This is a genomic window from Promicromonospora sp. NPDC050262 (assembly GCF_040655935.1).
GTDB lineage: Bacteria > Actinomycetota > Actinomycetes > Actinomycetales > Cellulomonadaceae > Promicromonospora.
This window is the reverse complement of record NZ_JBFAKX010000007.1, coordinates 91,669-109,350: the sequence shown is the minus strand read 5'-3', so window position 1 is coordinate 109,350 and position 17,682 is coordinate 91,669. Positions and strand designations below refer to the sequence as shown.

The 17,682-nt window shown below is 72.4% G+C and carries 9 protein-coding genes; all 9 read left to right on the top strand.

The genetic code is table 11. The annotated features are described in order from the left end of the window. Positions 1–96 precede the first annotated feature (96 nt). The 9 genes from AB0I29_RS12975 (at position 97) to AB0I29_RS12935 (ending at position 17,682) form a co-directional block, all read left to right on the top strand. Positions 97–6,129, top strand: a complete 6,033-nt coding sequence (locus AB0I29_RS12975; RefSeq protein ID WP_357481970.1) for an Ig-like domain-containing protein — start codon at positions 97–99, stop codon at positions 6,127–6,129. A 104-nt stretch (positions 6,130–6,233) separates the two neighbouring features. Further along, positions 6,234–7,208, top strand: a complete 975-nt coding sequence (locus AB0I29_RS12970; protein WP_285100885.1) for a MoxR family ATPase — start codon at positions 6,234–6,236, stop codon at positions 7,206–7,208. After that, on the top strand, positions 7,205–8,548 hold the full coding sequence (locus AB0I29_RS12965; protein WP_285100886.1) for a DUF58 domain-containing protein: 1,344 nt from the start codon (positions 7,205–7,207) through the stop codon (positions 8,546–8,548). Before AB0I29_RS12970 ends, AB0I29_RS12965 begins: the two co-directional genes overlap by 4 nt. Continuing rightward, positions 8,545–11,004: a transglutaminase domain-containing protein gene (locus AB0I29_RS12960; protein ID WP_285100887.1), complete on the top strand. Its 2,460-nt coding sequence runs from the start codon at positions 8,545–8,547 to the stop codon at positions 11,002–11,004. Before AB0I29_RS12965 ends, AB0I29_RS12960 begins: the two co-directional genes overlap by 4 nt. Next, complete coding sequence (locus AB0I29_RS12955; RefSeq protein ID WP_357481967.1) at positions 11,004–12,743, top strand: RDD family protein; 1,740 nt, start codon at positions 11,004–11,006, stop codon at positions 12,741–12,743. Before AB0I29_RS12960 ends, AB0I29_RS12955 begins: the two co-directional genes overlap by 1 nt. Then, positions 12,740–13,579, top strand: a complete 840-nt coding sequence (locus AB0I29_RS12950; RefSeq protein WP_285100890.1) for a protein phosphatase 2C domain-containing protein — start codon at positions 12,740–12,742, stop codon at positions 13,577–13,579. Before AB0I29_RS12955 ends, AB0I29_RS12950 begins: the two co-directional genes overlap by 4 nt. Before the next feature lies 1 nt (position 13,580). Further along, positions 13,581–15,260, top strand: a complete 1,680-nt coding sequence (locus tag AB0I29_RS12945) for an FHA domain-containing protein (RefSeq protein ID WP_285100891.1) — start codon at positions 13,581–13,583, stop codon at positions 15,258–15,260. Positions 15,261–15,306: 46 nt separating this feature from the next. Continuing rightward, positions 15,307–16,935 carry a protein kinase gene (locus AB0I29_RS12940; protein ID WP_357481964.1) on the top strand — a complete coding sequence of 543 codons (1,629 nt, stop codon included), beginning with the start codon at positions 15,307–15,309 and terminating at the stop codon, positions 16,933–16,935. A 48-nt stretch (positions 16,936–16,983) separates the two neighbouring features. Continuing rightward, positions 16,984–17,682 carry a hypothetical protein gene (locus AB0I29_RS12935; protein ID WP_285100894.1) on the top strand — a complete coding sequence of 233 codons (699 nt, stop codon included), beginning with the start codon at positions 16,984–16,986 and terminating at the stop codon, positions 17,680–17,682.

Here is a 17,682-nt window from a genome sequence, read left to right as displayed (position 1 = left end):
GACGATTCACCCTTCCCCCGGTAGTGTGCTCCCGTTGCGCCTGTGTGTGCCGTCCGGGCGGGCAAATTTTCGGTGGCGTGATGAAGAGGAGGACGCATGAGCTTTGTCTCACGCGTGTACGAGAACCGCAGATCGGCAGCATCGGTCGGTGTGGTAACCCTCTTCGGCGCGGGGCTCCTGGGCTTCGCGCTCCTCTACGACGGTGAGGCGACCGCCGACGTCGAGCTCAACGACTCGGGCGTCTGGGTGACCCAGACCGCCTCGGGCAAGCTCGGCCGGTTCAACTACGAGGCCAAGGCCCTCGACGGCACCCTGCTCGCCAACTCGGCGAGCTTCGACGTGGAGCAGGACGCCCAGCGCGTGCTCCTGGACAGCACGGGCGACTCGTCCGCGAGCCCCGTCGAGCCGGCGCAGCTCACGCTGCGCGGCACCATGAAGTTCCCCGCCGGCGCGCAGGTCGCCGCGGGCGGCGCCACCACCGCGGTGTACGACGACGAGTCCGGCAAGGCCTGGGTCCTGCCCTTCGACGGCGCGGTCGCGTTCGACGAGAAGAAGCTCAAGCCCACGGTCAAGGCCGGCCCGGGCGGCACGCTCGCGGTGGCCAAGGACGGCACCGTGTTCCTGGCCGTGCCGGCCGACGGCAAGCTGTACACGGTCCCCACCAGCTCGCAGGGCGTCGCCGAAGACCCGGAGGAGTCGTCGCTCGCGCTGAGCGCCGACGCCAAGATCCAGGTCACCGCGGTCGGCGACCAGCCCGTGGTGCTGAACCAGTCGACGGGCAACCTGATCCTGCCCGGGGGCGACTCGGTCGAGATCGAGGACGGCTCCCAGGGCATGCTGCAGCAGCCGTCCGTCGAGTCGGACAACGTGGTGCTGGCCACCACGAAGGGCCTGGTCTCCCAGCCGCTCGGGGGCGGCGACGCGACGACGCGCACGGCGCAGGGCGGGCCGTCGGCCCCCGTGCAGCTCAGCGGCTGCGTCTACGGCGCCTGGAACTCGGGCCAGGTCATCCGTGACTGCGAGGGCACGGACAACGACGTGGACCAGGTGCTCGAGGGCGTGAACGCCGGCATCAGCCTCGTCTACCGCGTGAACCGCAACATCATCGTCCTGAACGACGTCGCGAACGGCTCGCTGTGGATGGCCGCCGACCAGTTCGAGAAGGTCGACGACTGGGACCTCAAGATGCCCGAGGACGCCGAGGGCGAGAAGACCGAGTCCGAGCAGACCACGCCGGAGCAGGTCGACCAGTTCGTGGCCGAGCGCAACAAGGCCAACCGTCCGCCGGTCGCCAAGGACGACTCGTTCGGCGTGCGGCCGGGCCGCACCACGGTGCTCAACGTGCTCGGCAACGACGTGGACCCGGACGGCGACGTCATGGTCGTGAAGGTCAAGGGCGAGGTCGACGGCGCGGTCGGCGTCGACCGGGTGCTCGACGGCGCGGCCCTGCAGGCCGACGTGCCGGCGGACGCGACCGGGACCACGAGCTTCACGTACGAGGTGAACGACGGTCGCGAGGGCGGCGCCGACGAGGCGTCCGTGGACGTCAAGGTGGTGCCGCTGGAGGAGAACAACGCCCCGATCCAGTCGGGCGAGCCCGTGCTGCGGGTGGGCCAGGACGGCATGGCGACCATCAAGGTGCTGCCGTACTTCAAGGACCCCGACGGCGACGACATGTTCCTGTCGAACGCGAGCACCGCCGACCCCCTGGACGAGGTGCGGTTCCGCCCGGACGGCACCATTGAGTTCCGGGACGGCGGCACGACCACCGGTCGCAAGATCGTGGACATCACGGTCTCCGACGCCTTCGGGCTGCCCTTCCAGGGCCGGCTGCTGGTCGACGTCATCGCCACCAACGTGCCGCCGGTCGCGGTGCAGGACCACGTGACCGTGCTGGCCGGCGAGCCCGCGACGGTGCGGCCGATGGTCAACGACTTCGACCCCAACGGCGACAAGCTGCGCCTGACGGCGGTCGCCGACAAGCCCGGCCTGACGATCACGCCGAACTACGGCGCCGGCACCTTCCGGGTCGCGAGCGACTCGCCCGGCTCGTACGACGTGACCTACCAGATCACCGACGGCCCCGAGCCGACCATGGGCCTGGTGCGCGTGGACGTCGTGGACCCGCCGGACGAGGCGGGCCCGCCCGTCGCGGTCTCCGACCAGGTGCTGCTGCCCACCGGCGGCTCGGCGCTGGTGGACGTGCTCGCCAACGACACCGACCCCGCGGGCGGCGTGCTCGTGGTGCAGGGCGTCAGCGTGCCCGGCGACGCCCCGGTCAAGGTCGCGGTGCTCAACCACCAGATCCTGAAGGTCTCGGAGGTCAAGCGCCTGGACGGCCCGGTGACGGTCACGTACACCGTCGCGAACGGCTCGGGGACCACGACCGGTCAGGTGCGTGTGGTGCCGATCCCGGCGCCGGCGCAGCTGCGCCCGCCGGAGGCGGGTCCGGACGAGGCGACGGTGCACGTGGGCGACGTGGTGACGATCCCGGTGCTGAAGAACGACACGCACCCGGACGGCCTGGAGCTGACGCTGACCGACGAGCTGCAGGAGTCGCCGCCGGCCGCGGCGGGCGAGGCGTTCGTCTCGGAGGACACGGTGCGGTTCCGGGCGGGCCAGGAGGCCGGGACGTACCACGCCGTCTACGAGGTGAAGGACTCCAACGGGCAGAAGGACTCCGCCCAGGTGACCATCGTCGTCAAGGACGACCCGGAGAACGCGGCCCCGCAGCTCCCGGACATCACGGCCCGGGTGCTGAGCGAAGGCACCGCCCGGATTCCGCTGAACCTGGACGGCACGGACCCCGACGGTGACTACGTCACCCTGAGCTCGATCTCCGCGGCGCCGTCGCAGGGCACGGCCACCATCGTGGACGGGTTCATCGACTACACCGCGGCCGAGGACAGCACCGGCCTGGACACCTTCACCTACCAGGTGACGGACACCCGCGGCGCGGTGGGCGAGGGCCTGGTGCGCGTGGGCGTCACGCCGAAGCCCGCCACCAACCAGCCGCCGCAGGCCACGGACGACGAGACGACGGTGCGGCCGGGCCGCACGGTGGCCGTCCGCGCGCTGGAGAACGACACCGACCCCGACGGCGACAAGATCGGCCTCGTGGAGAGCGCGTTCGAGGGCACCGAGGACATGGAGCCCAAGGTCGTCAAGGACGACGTGGTGGTCACCGCGCCGGACGACGAGGGTTCCTACTCCTTCTACTACGGCATCCAGGACAGCTTCCGGGCCCCCGCGAGCGGCGCCGTCACGGTGAACGTGGACAAGACCGCGCCCCTGCTGCGCCCCATCTCCCACGACGACGTGGTCACGGCGGACGACGTCGAGGGATCCTCGTCGGTGACCGTGGACGTCAAGGCCAACGACGTGGACCCGGACGGTGTGGCCGCCGACCTCGAGCTGACGGTCGACCCGGACCTGGAGGGCGTGCAGATCACCGAGGAGGGCTCGCTGGAGGTGCAGCTCACCGAGCGTGCCCAGGTGATCACCTACACCGTGACCGACATGGACGGCCTGGAGGCCAAGGCGTTCGTGCGGGTGCCGGGCGACCAGGCGCGGCCGCACGTCAAGCCGGGCCTGGAGCCGCTCAAGGCGACCAGCGGTGAGCCGCTGACGATCGACATCGCGGACTACGTGGTGGTGCGTGACGGGACGGAGCCGCGGATCACCGAGGAGAAGACGGTCAAGGCGCTGGAGGGCAAGGTCGAGGTCAAGGACGAGGACACGCTCGTCTACACCTCCGCCCCGGACTTCGCGGGCGCGGCGTCGGTCAGCTTCGAGGTGACCGACGGCGACGGGCCGGACGACCCCGAGGGCCTGACGGCGGTGCTGACGCTGCCGATCGACGTGACCCCGTCCAAGAACATGCCGCCCAAGATCACGGGCCGGCCCGTGCTGCAGGTCGCGGCCGGCGAGGAGAGCTCGGTCGATCTGTCGCGGTACGTCAAGGACCCGGACAAGGACCCGCTGACCTTCGAGGTCAAGGGTGTCGAGGGCATCTCGCCGTCCGTCTCCGGCAACGCGGTCTCGGCCCAGGTCGACCCGTCCGTGTCGAAGGGCACCGCCCAGGAGCTGGCGATGACGGTCTCCGACGGCAAGAACCCGGCGGTCGAGGCCGTGCTGACCGTCGAGGTCGTGGCCTCGACACGGCCGCTGGTCCAGACCACGCAGGACGTGGTGCTCGACGCCCACCAGGGCGAGGCCACCACGATCCCGGTGCTGGACAACGACACCAACCCGTTCCCCGAGAAGGAGCTGACGCTGTCGGGCGTGCCGACCGTCGAGACGGGCATCGGCACCACCGAGTACCGCGGCAACCAGCTCGTGGTGACGCCGGACGAGGACTTCACGGGTGTCATGACCGTGCGCTACCGCGTGCAGGACGCGACCGGCGACCCCGACCGCGAGGTGGACGGCATCGCGAAGCTGACGGTGCTGGGCCGCCCCGAGGCGCCCCGCGCGCCACGGGTGGAGGAGGTGCGCTCCGAGACCGTGGTGCTGAGCTGGGACCAGCCCAACAACAACGGCGCGGACATCACCGGGTACACGCTGCGGACGCAGAACGGTCAGGAGCACGCCTGTGCCACGACCACCTGCACGTTCGACGGGCTCGCCAACAACGTGAAGTACACGTTCACGGTCACCGCGACCAACGACGTGGGCGAGTCCGAGCCCTCCCCGGCGTCGCGCGAGGCACGTCCGGACGAGAAGCCGGACCAGCCCGAGCCCCCGACGCTCGAGTTCGACGACCAGAGCCTGATCGTGAAGTGGCAGAACCGGTCCTACACGGACCGATCCCCGATCGAGTGCGTCAACCTGGAGATCAGCCCGGCCCCGGCCGACGGCGTGACGCAGAAGACCTGCCAGCCCGGCACCACGACCACCTGGACCGGCCTGAACAACGGCACGGCGTACACCGTGCGGGTGCAGGCCAAGAACCAGGCGCCGGACCCGTCGGAGTGGTCCGAGCCGTCGGCCCCGGAGACCCCGGCCGCGCCCCCGGCACAGCCGGCCGCGCCTACCGCCAGCCGCGTGGACACCGCCGTGGGCGGCCAGATCAACGTCTCGTGGACGGCCCCGGCCAACAACGGCGACGCGGTCAAGACGTACACCCTGGACGTCTACCGCGACGGCTCGAAGGTGAACACCATCACCACCTCGGGCACCTCGCAGACCGTGCAGGACCTGAGCACCAGCTCGAGCTACACGTTCACCGTCATGGCCACGAACAAGGCCGGCGACTCGCCGGTCAGCGCCCAGTCCAACGCGGTGGAGCCGTTCGGTACGCCGGACACGCCGGCGCGGCCCTCCGCGGCACTGGGTTCCAACACCAGCGGCCAGGCGAACGTGAGCTGGAGCGGCATCGGTGACTTCCGCGGCACCGGTCCGCGGTACGAGGTCTCGGCCAACGGCTCGGGCAACCCGAGCGCCGGGAACGCGACGTCGTACACGTACACCGGCCTCAGCAACGGCACCTCGTACACCTTCCAGGTGCGGGCGTGCAACGCGCACGCGTGCTCCGCCTGGTCCGCCGCGTCGAACGCGGTGGTGCCCTACGGCCCGGTGCCGACGCCGTCGATCAGCGCCAGCGGCGGGGACCAGAAGGTCACCTTCACCTGGGACGGCCGGGCGACCAATGGCCGGGCGATCCGTTCGGTCGTGGTCTCGGGTGCGTTCAACAGCACCGCGTCGAACGGCACCCAGTCGGTGTCGACGGGCTACAGCACCCTGGAGCGGGCCTGCGTCGAGGTCACGGACACCGAGGGCCAGAAGGCGAGCAGGTGCGCCGAGGCCAGGTCGGACGCGAGGCCCGACCCGAAGGCCTGGGTGACCCGGGGCTCGGGCGTCGACAACGACGACTGCAGCGACGCCTCGTGCGCCTACATGGTCGTCAACTGGCAGGACTTCCCGACCGGCAACCACAGTGTCGAGTGCTACTCCGGCACCAACCCGGACGAGTCCGGCTGGCACAACATCCTGACGCCCGACCGCGCCTACACCATCAACTTCGGCTCGGCCAACGGCAGCCGCCAGCTCAGCTGCTTCTACGGGTACCCGGGGACGCAGGTGGCCGTGCGGATCGACGGCACCCTGTACGAGGCCAGGAACTGGTAGAACCGACCCTGCCCGGCCGCCGCGCACGCGGCGGTCGGGCACGCCATGATCGACACAACTTTCACCCGACGGACGAGCAGTAACGAGCAGTAGGGAAACACGAGATGACCACGATGACCCCCGAGCAGGCGGCCTGGTTCGCCCAGACCTTCGACCGGCTCGTCGGCAACGTCGGGCAGGCGGTCCTGGGCAAGGCGCCGGTCGTGCGCCTCGCGCTCACGTGCATGCTCGCCGAGGGCCACCTGTTGCTGGAGGACGCCCCGGGCACGGGCAAGACCATGCTCGCCCGCTCCATCGCGGCGTCGGTCCAGGGTTCGCACAACCGCATCCAGTTCACGCCGGACCTGCTCCCGTCCGACGTCACCGGTGTGACGATCTACGACCAGAAGTCCGGGAAGTTCGACTTCCACCCCGGTCCGATCTTCGCGTCGATCGTCCTGGCGGACGAGATCAACCGTGCCTCGCCGAAGACGCAGTCCGCGCTGTTGGAGGTCATGGAGGAGGGCCGCGTCACCGTCGACGGCGTCGCGCACACCACCGGCCGCCCGTTCATGGTGCTCGCCACCCAGAACCCGATCGAGCAGGCCGGTACCTACCGCCTGCCCGAGGCCCAGCTCGACCGCTTCCTCATGAAGACGTCGGTGGGCTACCCGGACCACGCCTCCACGGTGGAGATCCTGTCGGGCGCCGCGCTGAAGGACCGCAGCCAGGTGCTGCAGCCCATCATCACGACCAAGGCCGTCACCGAGATGGCCGACCTCGCCGCGACGGTGCACACCGACACCGCGGTGCTGGAGTACGTGTCGCGCCTCGCCGAGGAGACCCGCAACGCCCACGAGGTGCGCGTCGGCGTCTCGGTCCGTGGCGCGCTCGCCCTGGTGCGCTGCGCCAAGGTGTGGGCCGCCGCGCACGGCCGCAACTACGTGCTGCCCGACGACATCAAGGAGCTGGCGCAGCCGGTCTGGGGCCACCGCTTCGTCCTGGACCCGGAGGCCGAGTTCGCGGGCGCCCGTTCCGACGTCGTGCTGGCCCGGATCATGGCCGACGTCGCAGCGCCGCAGGAGCGGGCCTCGGCATGACGACCTCGGGCATCTCGGCGGGCAGCGCGGCCGGACCTGCCTACGGCAAGCGCCAGGACAAGCCGACGGGCCTCGCCGGCGTCGTCGCGGCCGGCCGCGCGCAGGTGCAGCGCGGCCGTCGCGGCTGGGTGACCTTCGCGGCCGCCGCCCGCACCCGGGCGGGGGCGGTCGGTCGTACGCTCGCGCCGGTCCGCCGGACGTTCAGCACGTTCGGCATCGCGGTGACCCTGGTGGCGGCCGGTGCCTGGATCGCCGGGCTGACGCTCGGCTGGCTCGAGCTGCTGGTGGCCGCGATCGTGCTCACGGTGACCCTGCTGTGCGCCATCGTGTTCGTGCTCGGGCGGTTCAAGTACGACGTCGTGCTCGATCTGGCGCAGGCTCGCGTGACCGTCGGCGACCGCGCCGTCGGGCGCCTCGACGTGCGCAACTCGTCGAGCCGCCCGCTGCTGCCGTCGGTGATGGAGCTCCCGGTCGGCAGCGGCACGGCGGCGTTCCCCGTGCCGCGGCTGAAGGGCGGCGGCACGCACGAGGAGATCTTCACGATCCCGACCCGGCGCCGCAGCGTGATCACGGTCGGTCCGGTCAAGTCCGTGCGCGCCGACCCCCTCGGCCTGCTGCGCCGCGAGATGACGTGGACCAACGAGCAGGAGGTCTTCGTGCACCCGCGCGTCAAGAACCTCACGGGCTCCTCCACGGGCTTCCTCAAGGACCTCGAGGGCCGGATCACCAACGACATCACCAACTCGGACGTGAACTTCCACGCCCTGCGCGACTACGTGCCCGGCGACGACCGCCGGCACATCCACTGGAAGTCGACGGCCCGCACCGGCCAGATCATGGTGCGGCAGTTCGAGGAGACCCGCCGCTCGCACCTCGCGGTGCTGCTGTCCACGCGTGCCGAGGACTACGCGAACGAGGAGGAGTTCGAGCTCGCCGTGAGCGTGTGCGGCTCGCTGGGCCTGCAGGCCATCAAGGAGGACCGCGGCGTGACGGTGCTCGTGAACGAGGCCACGCTGCACGGTGACCACCGCACCCGTCTGATGGACGACCTCTCCCGGATCGAGATGGAGTCCCGCAAGTCCAAGCTGGTGGACCTGGCCCGTGCCGCGAGCATGGCCGCCGCCGACTTCTCGGTGATCTCGTTCATCGTCGGCAGCATGGTCACGCCCACCGAGCTGCGTGCGGCGTCGGCCCGCGTGCCCGTGGGCGTGCAGGTCATGGCCATCCAGTGCGTACCGGGGGCCTCCCTCGGCCGGCACTCCATCGCGGAGCTGGGCGTGCTCACCCTGGGCCGCCTCGGTGACCTGCCCCTTGCGCTGAAGAAGATGAGCGACGGATGAGCGACGAGAACACCCGCGGCAACCTCCCGGCGGGCGCCCGCGCCCAGGGCAGCCAGCCGCCCTCCGGCACCGGACCCGGGTACCGGACCGGCACGGGCCGGGGAACCACCCGGCGCAAGGAGGCGGAGCAGCCGCGCGCGCTGACCAGGTTCGCCCTGGTCGACCTCGCGGCGCTGGCCGTGATGCTCGGCGCCGTCGCCGTGGGCTTCGGCCCGGTCTGGGGCTCGCTCGGGTACCTGCTGCCCACGGTCGGCGGTGCCCTCGTGGGCCTGGCCGTGGCCTGGGTGGGCGCCTGGCGGCGGTTCCCCGCCGTCGTGGTGACGGCGCTGGCCGTGCTGGCCTACGTGCTGTTCGGCGGCGCGCTGGCCCTGCCGCACACGACGATCGCCGGTGTGGTGCCGACCCTGGACACGCTGCGCGAGCTGCTGCTCGGCTCCGTACAGGGCTGGAAGCAGTTCATCACCACGGTGCCCCCCATGCAGTCGTTCCCGGACCTCGGGGTGGTCCCGTTCCTGCTCATGATGATCGTCGCGCTCGTCGCGGGCACCATCTCGTGGCGCGCCAAGCACGCGGTCTGGGCCGTCGTGCCGGTCATCGTCGGCCTGGTCGGCGTGATCCTGCTGGGCACGCTCGACGCCGCCCTGCCGATCGTGCAGGGTCTCGTCATCGCCATCACGGCCCTGCTCTGGGGCGCGGTGCGCGTGATGGAGGCGCGGGTCGGCACGCACTCGATCACCACGGAGGCCAGCCGCGAGGCCACGCGCCGGCTGCGCTGGCACCGGGTGCGCACGGGCGCCACCATCCTGGGCGCCGCGGCGCTGGTCGCGGGCTTCACCGCGCCCATCCTCATGCCGGGCCAGCCGCGTACGGTGCTCCGCGAGACGGTGGTCCCGCCGCTGGACATCCACCAGTTCACCAGCCCGCTCGTGGCGTTCCGGCACTACGCCAAGGACGCCCGCGAGGACGAGCTGTTCACCGTCAGCGAGCTGCCCGAGGGCGGCCGCGTCCGCCTCGCGACCCTCGACCGGTACGACGGCGTGGTCTTCGACGCGTCCGGCGACGGCGGCGACGCCGGTGTCTACACGCGGGTCGGCGAGGAGATCGCGACGAGCTCCCACGACACGCCGACGCCGATCGACGTCACGGTCCTGGGGTACAGCGGCGTCTGGGTCCCCGAGATCGGCAACCTCACCGGCGTGGAGTGGCTCGGCGCGAACGCCGAGGCCCAGACGGACGGCACGTACTACAACTCGAAGACCAGCACCGCGCTCACCACCGCGGGCATCAGGTCCGGGGACACGTACCGGCTGAACATGCTGCTGCCTGCGACGCCGGACGAGAACGCCCTGAAGAAGGGCACGATCCGCGACGTGGAGCTGCCGGAGACCGAGGCGAGCGCGCTGCCCGCGGGCCTGCCCGGCAAGACGGCGCAGTTCACGGGCGACAAGACCGACCCGGTGGAGAAGCTCTTCCTGCTCCGCGACGCGCTCCAGAGCTCCGGCTTCCTGTCCAGCGGGCTCGACGGACAGCCGCCGTCGCGTCCGGGTCACTCCGCCGACCGCGTCGACACGCTGATCGAGCAGGAGGAGATGGTGGGCGACGACGAGCAGTTCGCCGTCGCGCTCGCCCTCATGGCGCGCCAGGCGGGCATCCCGGCCCGTGTGGTCATGGGCTTCTACCCCGACAAGGACAGCGACTTCGAGGAGGGCAAGCCCTGGACCGTGGTCGGCAGCGACGTCCACGCCTGGGTCGAGGTGCCCTTCAAGGAGTACGGCTGGGTGCCGATTGACACGGTCCCGGACGAGAACCCGCAGATCCAGCCCGAGCCTAAGAGCGAGCAGGTGCCGAAGCCCCCGGTGCTGCAGGACCCGGAGCCGCCGGACGAGCCGGACAAGGCGAAGGCCGGCAGCGTCGAGGACGACGAGAAGGACGACACCGAGAACGACCCGTTCGACTGGGGCCTGCTCGGACTCATCCTGCTCGCGGTCGGCATCCCGCTCCTGGTGATCGCCGGACCGATCATCGCGATCCTCGCCTACAAGGCTCGCCGACGGGCGGCACGGCGCACTGCCGACCTGCCCGCCGACCGCATCAGCGGCGGCTGGCACGAGGTCGTCGACGTCGTGACCGACCTCGGGACGAGCGTGCCGCGCGGCGCGACCCGGCGGGAGAGTGCCGGCGTGATCGCCGGTGCGCACCAGGTCCCGTCGACGCTCACGCTCGCGCACCGCGCGGACGCGTCGGTCTTCGGCCGCGGCGAGCCCACCCAGGCGGACGTCGAGTCCTTCTGGGCCGAGGTGGACGAGCTGGTGGGCGGGCTACGCTCCAACCTGAGCACGCGACGGCGGGTCGGCGCGGCGTTGTCGCTGCGCTCCGTCTGGGCGCGTGCGGGCGGCGGTCGCGGAATCCTCGCGGCCCTCGGGGGACTCGGGTCCCGGCGGACGAAGGAGAACTGATGACGGACGTGGTCTGCGCTGGTTGCGGGTCGACCCAGCGGGCGGGCGCGCCCTTCTGCGCCGCGTGCGGACGGGAGTTCCCACGGACGGGTCGGCCCGTCGTGGAGCAGGCCCAGGTTCCGCAGGGGCAGGTGCAGCAGGCGGCCGCCGCCGCGCGCCACGGCTCGGGTTCGGTGCCGCTGGTGGAGAGCCGGCCGCCGATCACCACCGAGGTCGAGGTGTACACGGCGACGCAGATCCCCAAGGCCGGCACCGTGCCGCCGCCGCTGGTCGCGCCCTACGCGGGTGTCGGCAAGCGCGTCGTGGCCTGGCTCGTCGACGGTGTGATCGCCGGTGTGCTGATCGGCATCGTGGCGGCCGTCGGCCTCTCGTTCATCGACATCCCCCCGGCGCTCACGGTGGTGACGCAGGAGCAGGCGGCCGAGATCGCCGCCCAGGCGGTGCGGGTCTACCTCATCGCGGGCCTGGTCGGTTTCTGCTTCCAGCTCTCCATGTGGATCTGGGAGTCCCGGACCGGTCGCACCATCGGCAACTCGGTGATGGGCCTGCGCACGCTCTCCGCCGAGGACCGCACCCCGATCGGGTTCGTCCGCGAGCTGCTGCGCGTGCTCGTGCTCGCGGCGGGTTCCCTGGTGGCCGGAGTGGGCCAGATCGTGGTGCTGCTCAGCCCCCTGTGGGACAAGGGCGGCAAGGTCCAGGGCTGGCAGGACAAGGCCGCGCGGTCGGTCGTGGTCGACGTCCGTGCCCCGCAGATCGCACTGTCCACCGGGCTCGCCCCGGTGGGTCCGGGGCCCCGCGCCCCGGGCAGGCCCGCGGTGCGGACGGCGGCGCCGCCGGCTCCGGCACCGGGTCAGTACGCCTCCGCGCAGATGCCCCCGCTGTCTCCCGTGGCCCCGCAGGCTCCGGCCCAGCCGTCCGTGGCGGCCCCGGACCCGTGGGCGTTCCCGCAGGCACCCGCCCAGGGCGCACCGGCTCCGACCGGCGACGGCCTCATCACGGGCATCCCCGGCAGCGGGGCAGGCGCGCCGTCCGCCCAGCAGCAGCCGGCGCAGCAGTACCAGCAGCCCGCACCGCAGCAGCCGGTCCAGCAGTACCAGCAGCCGGCACCGCAGCAGCCCGCGCCCCAGCAACCCGCACCGGGGCAGCCCGAGTCGGCCTGGCCGGCGCGGACCTGGCCGGCGCAGCAGGAGCAGGCGGCGCCCCCGGCGCAGCAGGCCCCGGCCACCCTGCCGCCCCAGCAGCACCCGGAGTCCCGCCCCACCCGCGGGGTGACCCTCCCGCAGGGCGGCGCGGCCCCGGCCCAGCCCGCTCCGGTGGCGCAGCCCACCCTGCCGCCGCAGTCCGAGGGGTTCTCGGACTCCACGCGGATGCAGGCGCCGGTCCTGGAGCCTGCCGCGGTCGTGACCGTGGCCCTCGAGCTCGAGTCCGGTGAGCGCCGGGTCATCGACGGGCCCGCCCTGGTGGGCCGGAACCCGCAGGCGAGCGGCGGCGCGGGGTACATCCTCGTGCGCGTGGACGACCCGACCCGGTCGGTGTCCAAGAACCACGCCGAGCTCGGCGTCGACTCCGCCGGGCTGTGGCTGACCGACCGTGGGTCCACCAACGGCACCGTGGTCTCGGCGCCGGGCCGTTCGCCGCAGGTCGCGGAGCCGGGTGCGCGGGTCCGCGTGCCGGTGGGCTCGACCATCCACGTCGGGGACCGTCGTCTGGTCGTGCACGCCGACGAGTCCCGGGCATGACCGAACAGGAGCAGGGGCTGACGACGACCTGGGGTGCGGCATCGCACCAGGGTCGTCGTCGGTCGCTCAACGAGGACGGGTACCTGGCCACCGGCCGGGTGTTCTTCGTGGCCGACGGCATGGGCGGGCACGAGGCGGGCGAGGTGGCGAGCTCCGAGGCGCTGGCCGCGCTCAGCGGCCTGGCCGACATCGAGCAGGTGGAGCCGGCCCTGGTCGAGGCGTTCCTCGAGGTGGCGCAGCAGCGGGTCCGGGCCATCGAGACGGACTCGGGCAACGCGCCCGGCACCACGCTCACGGGCGTGCTGGTCGACGAGCGCGAGGACGTGCCGTACTGGCTGTTCGTGAACGTCGGGGACTCGCGCACCTACATGCTGTCGGGCGGCGTGCTGTCGCAGGTGAGCGTGGACCACTCCGAGGTGCAGGAGCTCGTGGACGCGGGCACCATCACCGTGGACGAGGCCCGCAGGCACCCCCGGCGGAACGTCATCACCCGCGCCCTCGGCGCCCAGGAGGACGTCCGGGCCGACTTCCGGTACATCCCGGTGACCCTGCACGACCGCGTGCTGATCTGCTCGGACGGCCTCACGGGGGAGCTGACCGACGAGCAGATCGCGGCGATCCTGCTGGAGCAGCCCGACCCGGAGCGCGCCGCCGGGCACCTGGTCAACGCGGCGATCCAGGCCGGTGGCCGGGACAACATCACCGTGGTCGTGGTCGACGTGACCGGCCTGGACGACGAGACCATAGGGTCGTCGACAGCACCACGGGCGGGGGCGGAGCCTGACGAGGACACCCTGCCGCGAGAAGAGCACGCAGCAAGAAGCCAGGGGGTCTGAGATGACGGTGCACTACAGCGAGGGATCCGCACGGGCGGTGGTCCGGAACGGCACGGTCGTCGTGCTGCCCGGCCCGGCTCCCGCCGGCGTCGTCGACGCGCTCTGGACCGCGCTCGACGCGCCCGACGGCGGGGTCGCGGCGACGCTCGGCGTCCTGGCCGCCGGCGGCCTCGCGGAGACGCCGCCGTTCGCCGTCGTCTCGCTCTCCGGGGGAGAGCCGGCCACGGCCGCGCACGTCGCCGTGCGCGGCACCGGCGTCAAGGTCGTGGTGAGCGCGCAGGGGGCCGGCGGTCCGGTCGAGGTGACCGGGGCCGGCGTCGTCACCTGGTCGGAGCGCGTGGTGGACGGCCCCACGTCGTTCGCGATCACCACCGACGAGGCGCCCGCGGACGAGGAGTTCCCGGTGCAGTCCGCGGTGGTGCGGGCGAGCGCCCTGCGGCGCACCCTGGTGGAGGTCGCGGAGCCGGTGAGCCTCCCGGCGGCCCCGGTCGAGGTCCCGGCGGTGAAGGCGGCCCCAGGTCCCGCACCCGTTCGGGGCGTGCCGATCTTCGGGTTCGGCGGGCAGCCGTCCGGCGAGACGATCGTGCCCGGCGCGCTCGACGTGCCGGTGCTGGGCGCGGAGCCCGACGCGAAGCCCGTTCCCGACGAGAAGCCGGCCCCCGGCGAGGAGCCCGCCCCGGTCTCCGGCCCGACGCCGGTGCTCGGCCTCGGCACGGTGTCGGCTCCCGAGCCGCGCACGGAGGTGGACGAGGCCACCCAGTTCGGCTCCGACGACGACTACGGCCACCTCTTCGGCGACACCGTGATGCGCCGGGTCGAGGACGCCGCGGTGCGCCAGGGCGAGGACGACGACGAGGCCGAGGAGGAGCAGGCCGCGGAGCCCGTGCCCGCCCCGCCACCCGTGCCGTCGCCCCCGCCGGTGCCGGACCTGCCACGGGCCCCGGAGCAGAGCGGCGACGCCCTGATCTCCGGCGTGCCGGGCGGCTGGTCGGGTCTGTCCGGGGCTCCGGAACCGCCGCCGGGCGTGACGCCGGGCGCTGCCGATCGCGCGGCCTCGGTGGGGCAGTCCCCGGCCGACGCCGCGCCCGTGGAGCAGGACGACCACGACGGCCAGACCATGATGTCGTCCGACATCGCGGCGCTGCGCAAGGCCGCGGGCGCCGTCGTGCCCAAGTTCTCGGTGGGCATCCTCCCGGGCGCCATCCAGATCCTCGGTCTGCCCTGCCCGGACGGGCACCCCAACCCGCCGACGAACGACCGCTGCCGCACGTGCGGCGCGGAGCTGTCGGGGGACGCGGAGCTGGTGTCGCGTCCGTCGCTCGGGCAGATGCTCGTGACGGGTGGCGTGCAGCCCGGCATCGGGGGACCGCAGGTGGTGGAGCTGGACCGCCCCGTGATCGTCGGCCGGCGGCCCCGCACCAACAACGCCTCGGCGGACAGGACGCCGCGCCTGGTCACGGTGGCGAGCCCCGACCAGGACATCTCGCGGTCGCACGTCGAGATCACCCTGGAGGAGTGGCACGTCCTGGTCGCCGACCTCGCGACCACCAACGGGACCACCCTCCTGCGCCCGGGGCAGCAGCCCCGGCGCCTGCACCCGAACGAGAAGGTGATCGTGGTCGAGGGCGACGTCGTGGACCTGGGCGACGGCGCGACCCTGACCTTCGAGGGCATCTGGTGAGGGCCTCGACGCACGAGTACGGCCCCACCATCGACGAAGGAGAGTTGTGAGCAGCAAGCGCGCGCCCTCGGCGCCGCCCCAGATCGCAGGGTTCGAGTACAAGAAGCTGATCGGTTCGGGCGGCTTCTCCGACGTGTTCCTGTACGAGCAGCAGCGCCCCAAGCGGCTGGTCGCCGTCAAGGTGCTCCTCAAGGAGCACGCGAGCGACGCCCAGCGCGTGGCGTTCGACTCCGAGGCCGACCTCATGGCGATCCTGGGCAACCACCCCTCGATCGTGACCATGTACGAGGCGAGCGTCGCCGACGACGGCCGCCCGTACCTGGCCATGGAGTACTGCTCGCGCCCGAACCTGGGCGCGCGGTACCGGTCGGAGCGCTTCTCGCTGGCCGAGGCGCTGCGCACGACGATCCAGATCGCCGGCGCGGTGGAGACCGCCCACCGGCTCGGCATCCTGCACCGCGACCTGAAGCCCGCCAACATCCTCGTGACGCAGTTCGGGCACCCCGCGCTGACCGACTTCGGCATCTCGTCGACGGTCGACCAGGCGTCGGCCGCGGAGGGCATGTCCATCCCGTGGTCCCCGCCGGAGTCGTTCGGCGACCCGCCGGTCGCGGGCAAGACGACGGACGTCTGGGCGCTGGCCGCCACCTGCTACACGCTGCTGGCCGGCCGCACCCCGTTCGAGGTTCCGGGCGGCTCGAACACGTCGGCCGACCTGGTGGCGCGCATCGAGCAGGCGCCGCTGCCGCCGATCGGGCGCAACGACGTGCCGCCGTCGCTGGAGCAGGTGCTCCGGATCGCGATGGCCAAGCACCCCTCGTCGCGGTACCCGTCGGTGCTGGCGTTCGCCCGCGCGCTGCAGCAGGTCCAGGTGGGCCTGGCGCGCGACATGACGCCGATCGACCTCCTCGACGAGACCGGTGCGGTCGCGGAGGAGGAAGAGGACGACGACGGTACGCGGCTGAAGAACGTCACGGCGATCGACCCGGGCCAGCGGCCCGCTCCCGGGCCGGCGTCCGGCGGCAGCGCGGGGACGTCGTCGGGCGGCTTCGCGCCGGCCACGCAGGGCACGTCCGGCTGGGCGCCCCAGGCGGGTACCGCCACAGGGGCGCGCACGACCGTGCCCGCCGTCGACGTGCCGGTGGCCTCGTTCGGGTGGGACGCCCCGCCCGTCGAGGAGACGGTGCACCGCACGCGCGCGCCGGAGGCGCCCGCGGACCTGCCGCAGGAGGTCGCGCCGGAGAAGTCGTCGCCGTGGGGCACGGTGGCGCTCGTCGCCGGTGCCGTGGTGCTCGTGGTGGTGCTGGTCGTGGGCTGGTTCGCCCTGCGCAACGGCGGGGAGGATCCCGAGGACCCGGGGCAGACCCAGACGGTCGCGGGGGACCCGCCGCCGGCGCCCGGCACGGGCTACGTGCCACCGGTGATCGACCTGGAGGGCAAGGCCCAGGGCGACGAGGTCGTCTTCACCTGGAAGCCGCCTAAAACCCAGGAAGAGGGTGACGAGTACGGGTACCGTGTGCTGTCGGTCACCGAGGAGAGCCGCTACGAGCCCTCCGTGGGCACCACCGTCACGGTGAAGCGGCTCGACGGCGAGAAGACGTGCCTCGAGGTCGTCGTGGTGCGCTCCGGCAAGGCATCGGCGCAGCCGGAGCAGGCGTGCGTCGAGGCGGGCTGACCGACTCCGGCCGATCGGCCGGCTGACAGGGGGAGAAGAGGGGACGACGTGGGCGATCTCGCGCTCGAGTTCTGTGGCGAGTGGTTCGATCCTGCGCAGGCAGAGGACGGGTTCGACGTGGGCCGCGAGGGTGACCTCGCCATCGACGACAACCCCTACCTGCACCGCCGCTTCCTGCGCCTGACGCAGGAGGACGGGATCTGGTGGCTCTCGAACGTGGGCTCCCTGATCTCGGCGACGGTGTGCGACGCGGGCGGCGGCGTGCAGTCCTGGCTCCCGCCCGGCCATCGCCTGCCCATCGTCTTCCCCACCACCTCGATCGTCTTCACGGCCGGCCCCACCACCTACGAGCTCACGGCCCAGCTCACGGACGCCCCGTACCACGAGGTCCGTTCCGAGGACCCCGACACCGGCGCCACCACCATCGGCGCCATCAGCTTCACCACCAGCCAGAAGCAGCTCATCGTGGTGCTCGCCGAGCCCATGCTGCGGCGCGAGGGCACCGGCCTCAGCGAGATCCCGTCCAGTGCGGACGCGGCACGCCGCCTGGGCTGGGCCACCACCCGGTTCAACCGCAAGCTCGACAACGTCTGCGAGAAGCTGGACCGGATCGGCGTCAAGGGGCTCCGCGGCGGCCCCGGGCTGCTCGCCACCAACCGGCGCGCGCGACTCGTCGAGTACGCCGTCGCCTCCCGGCTGGTGACCCCCGCGGACCTTCCACTTCTCGACCTGAAGGACGACGCCTGA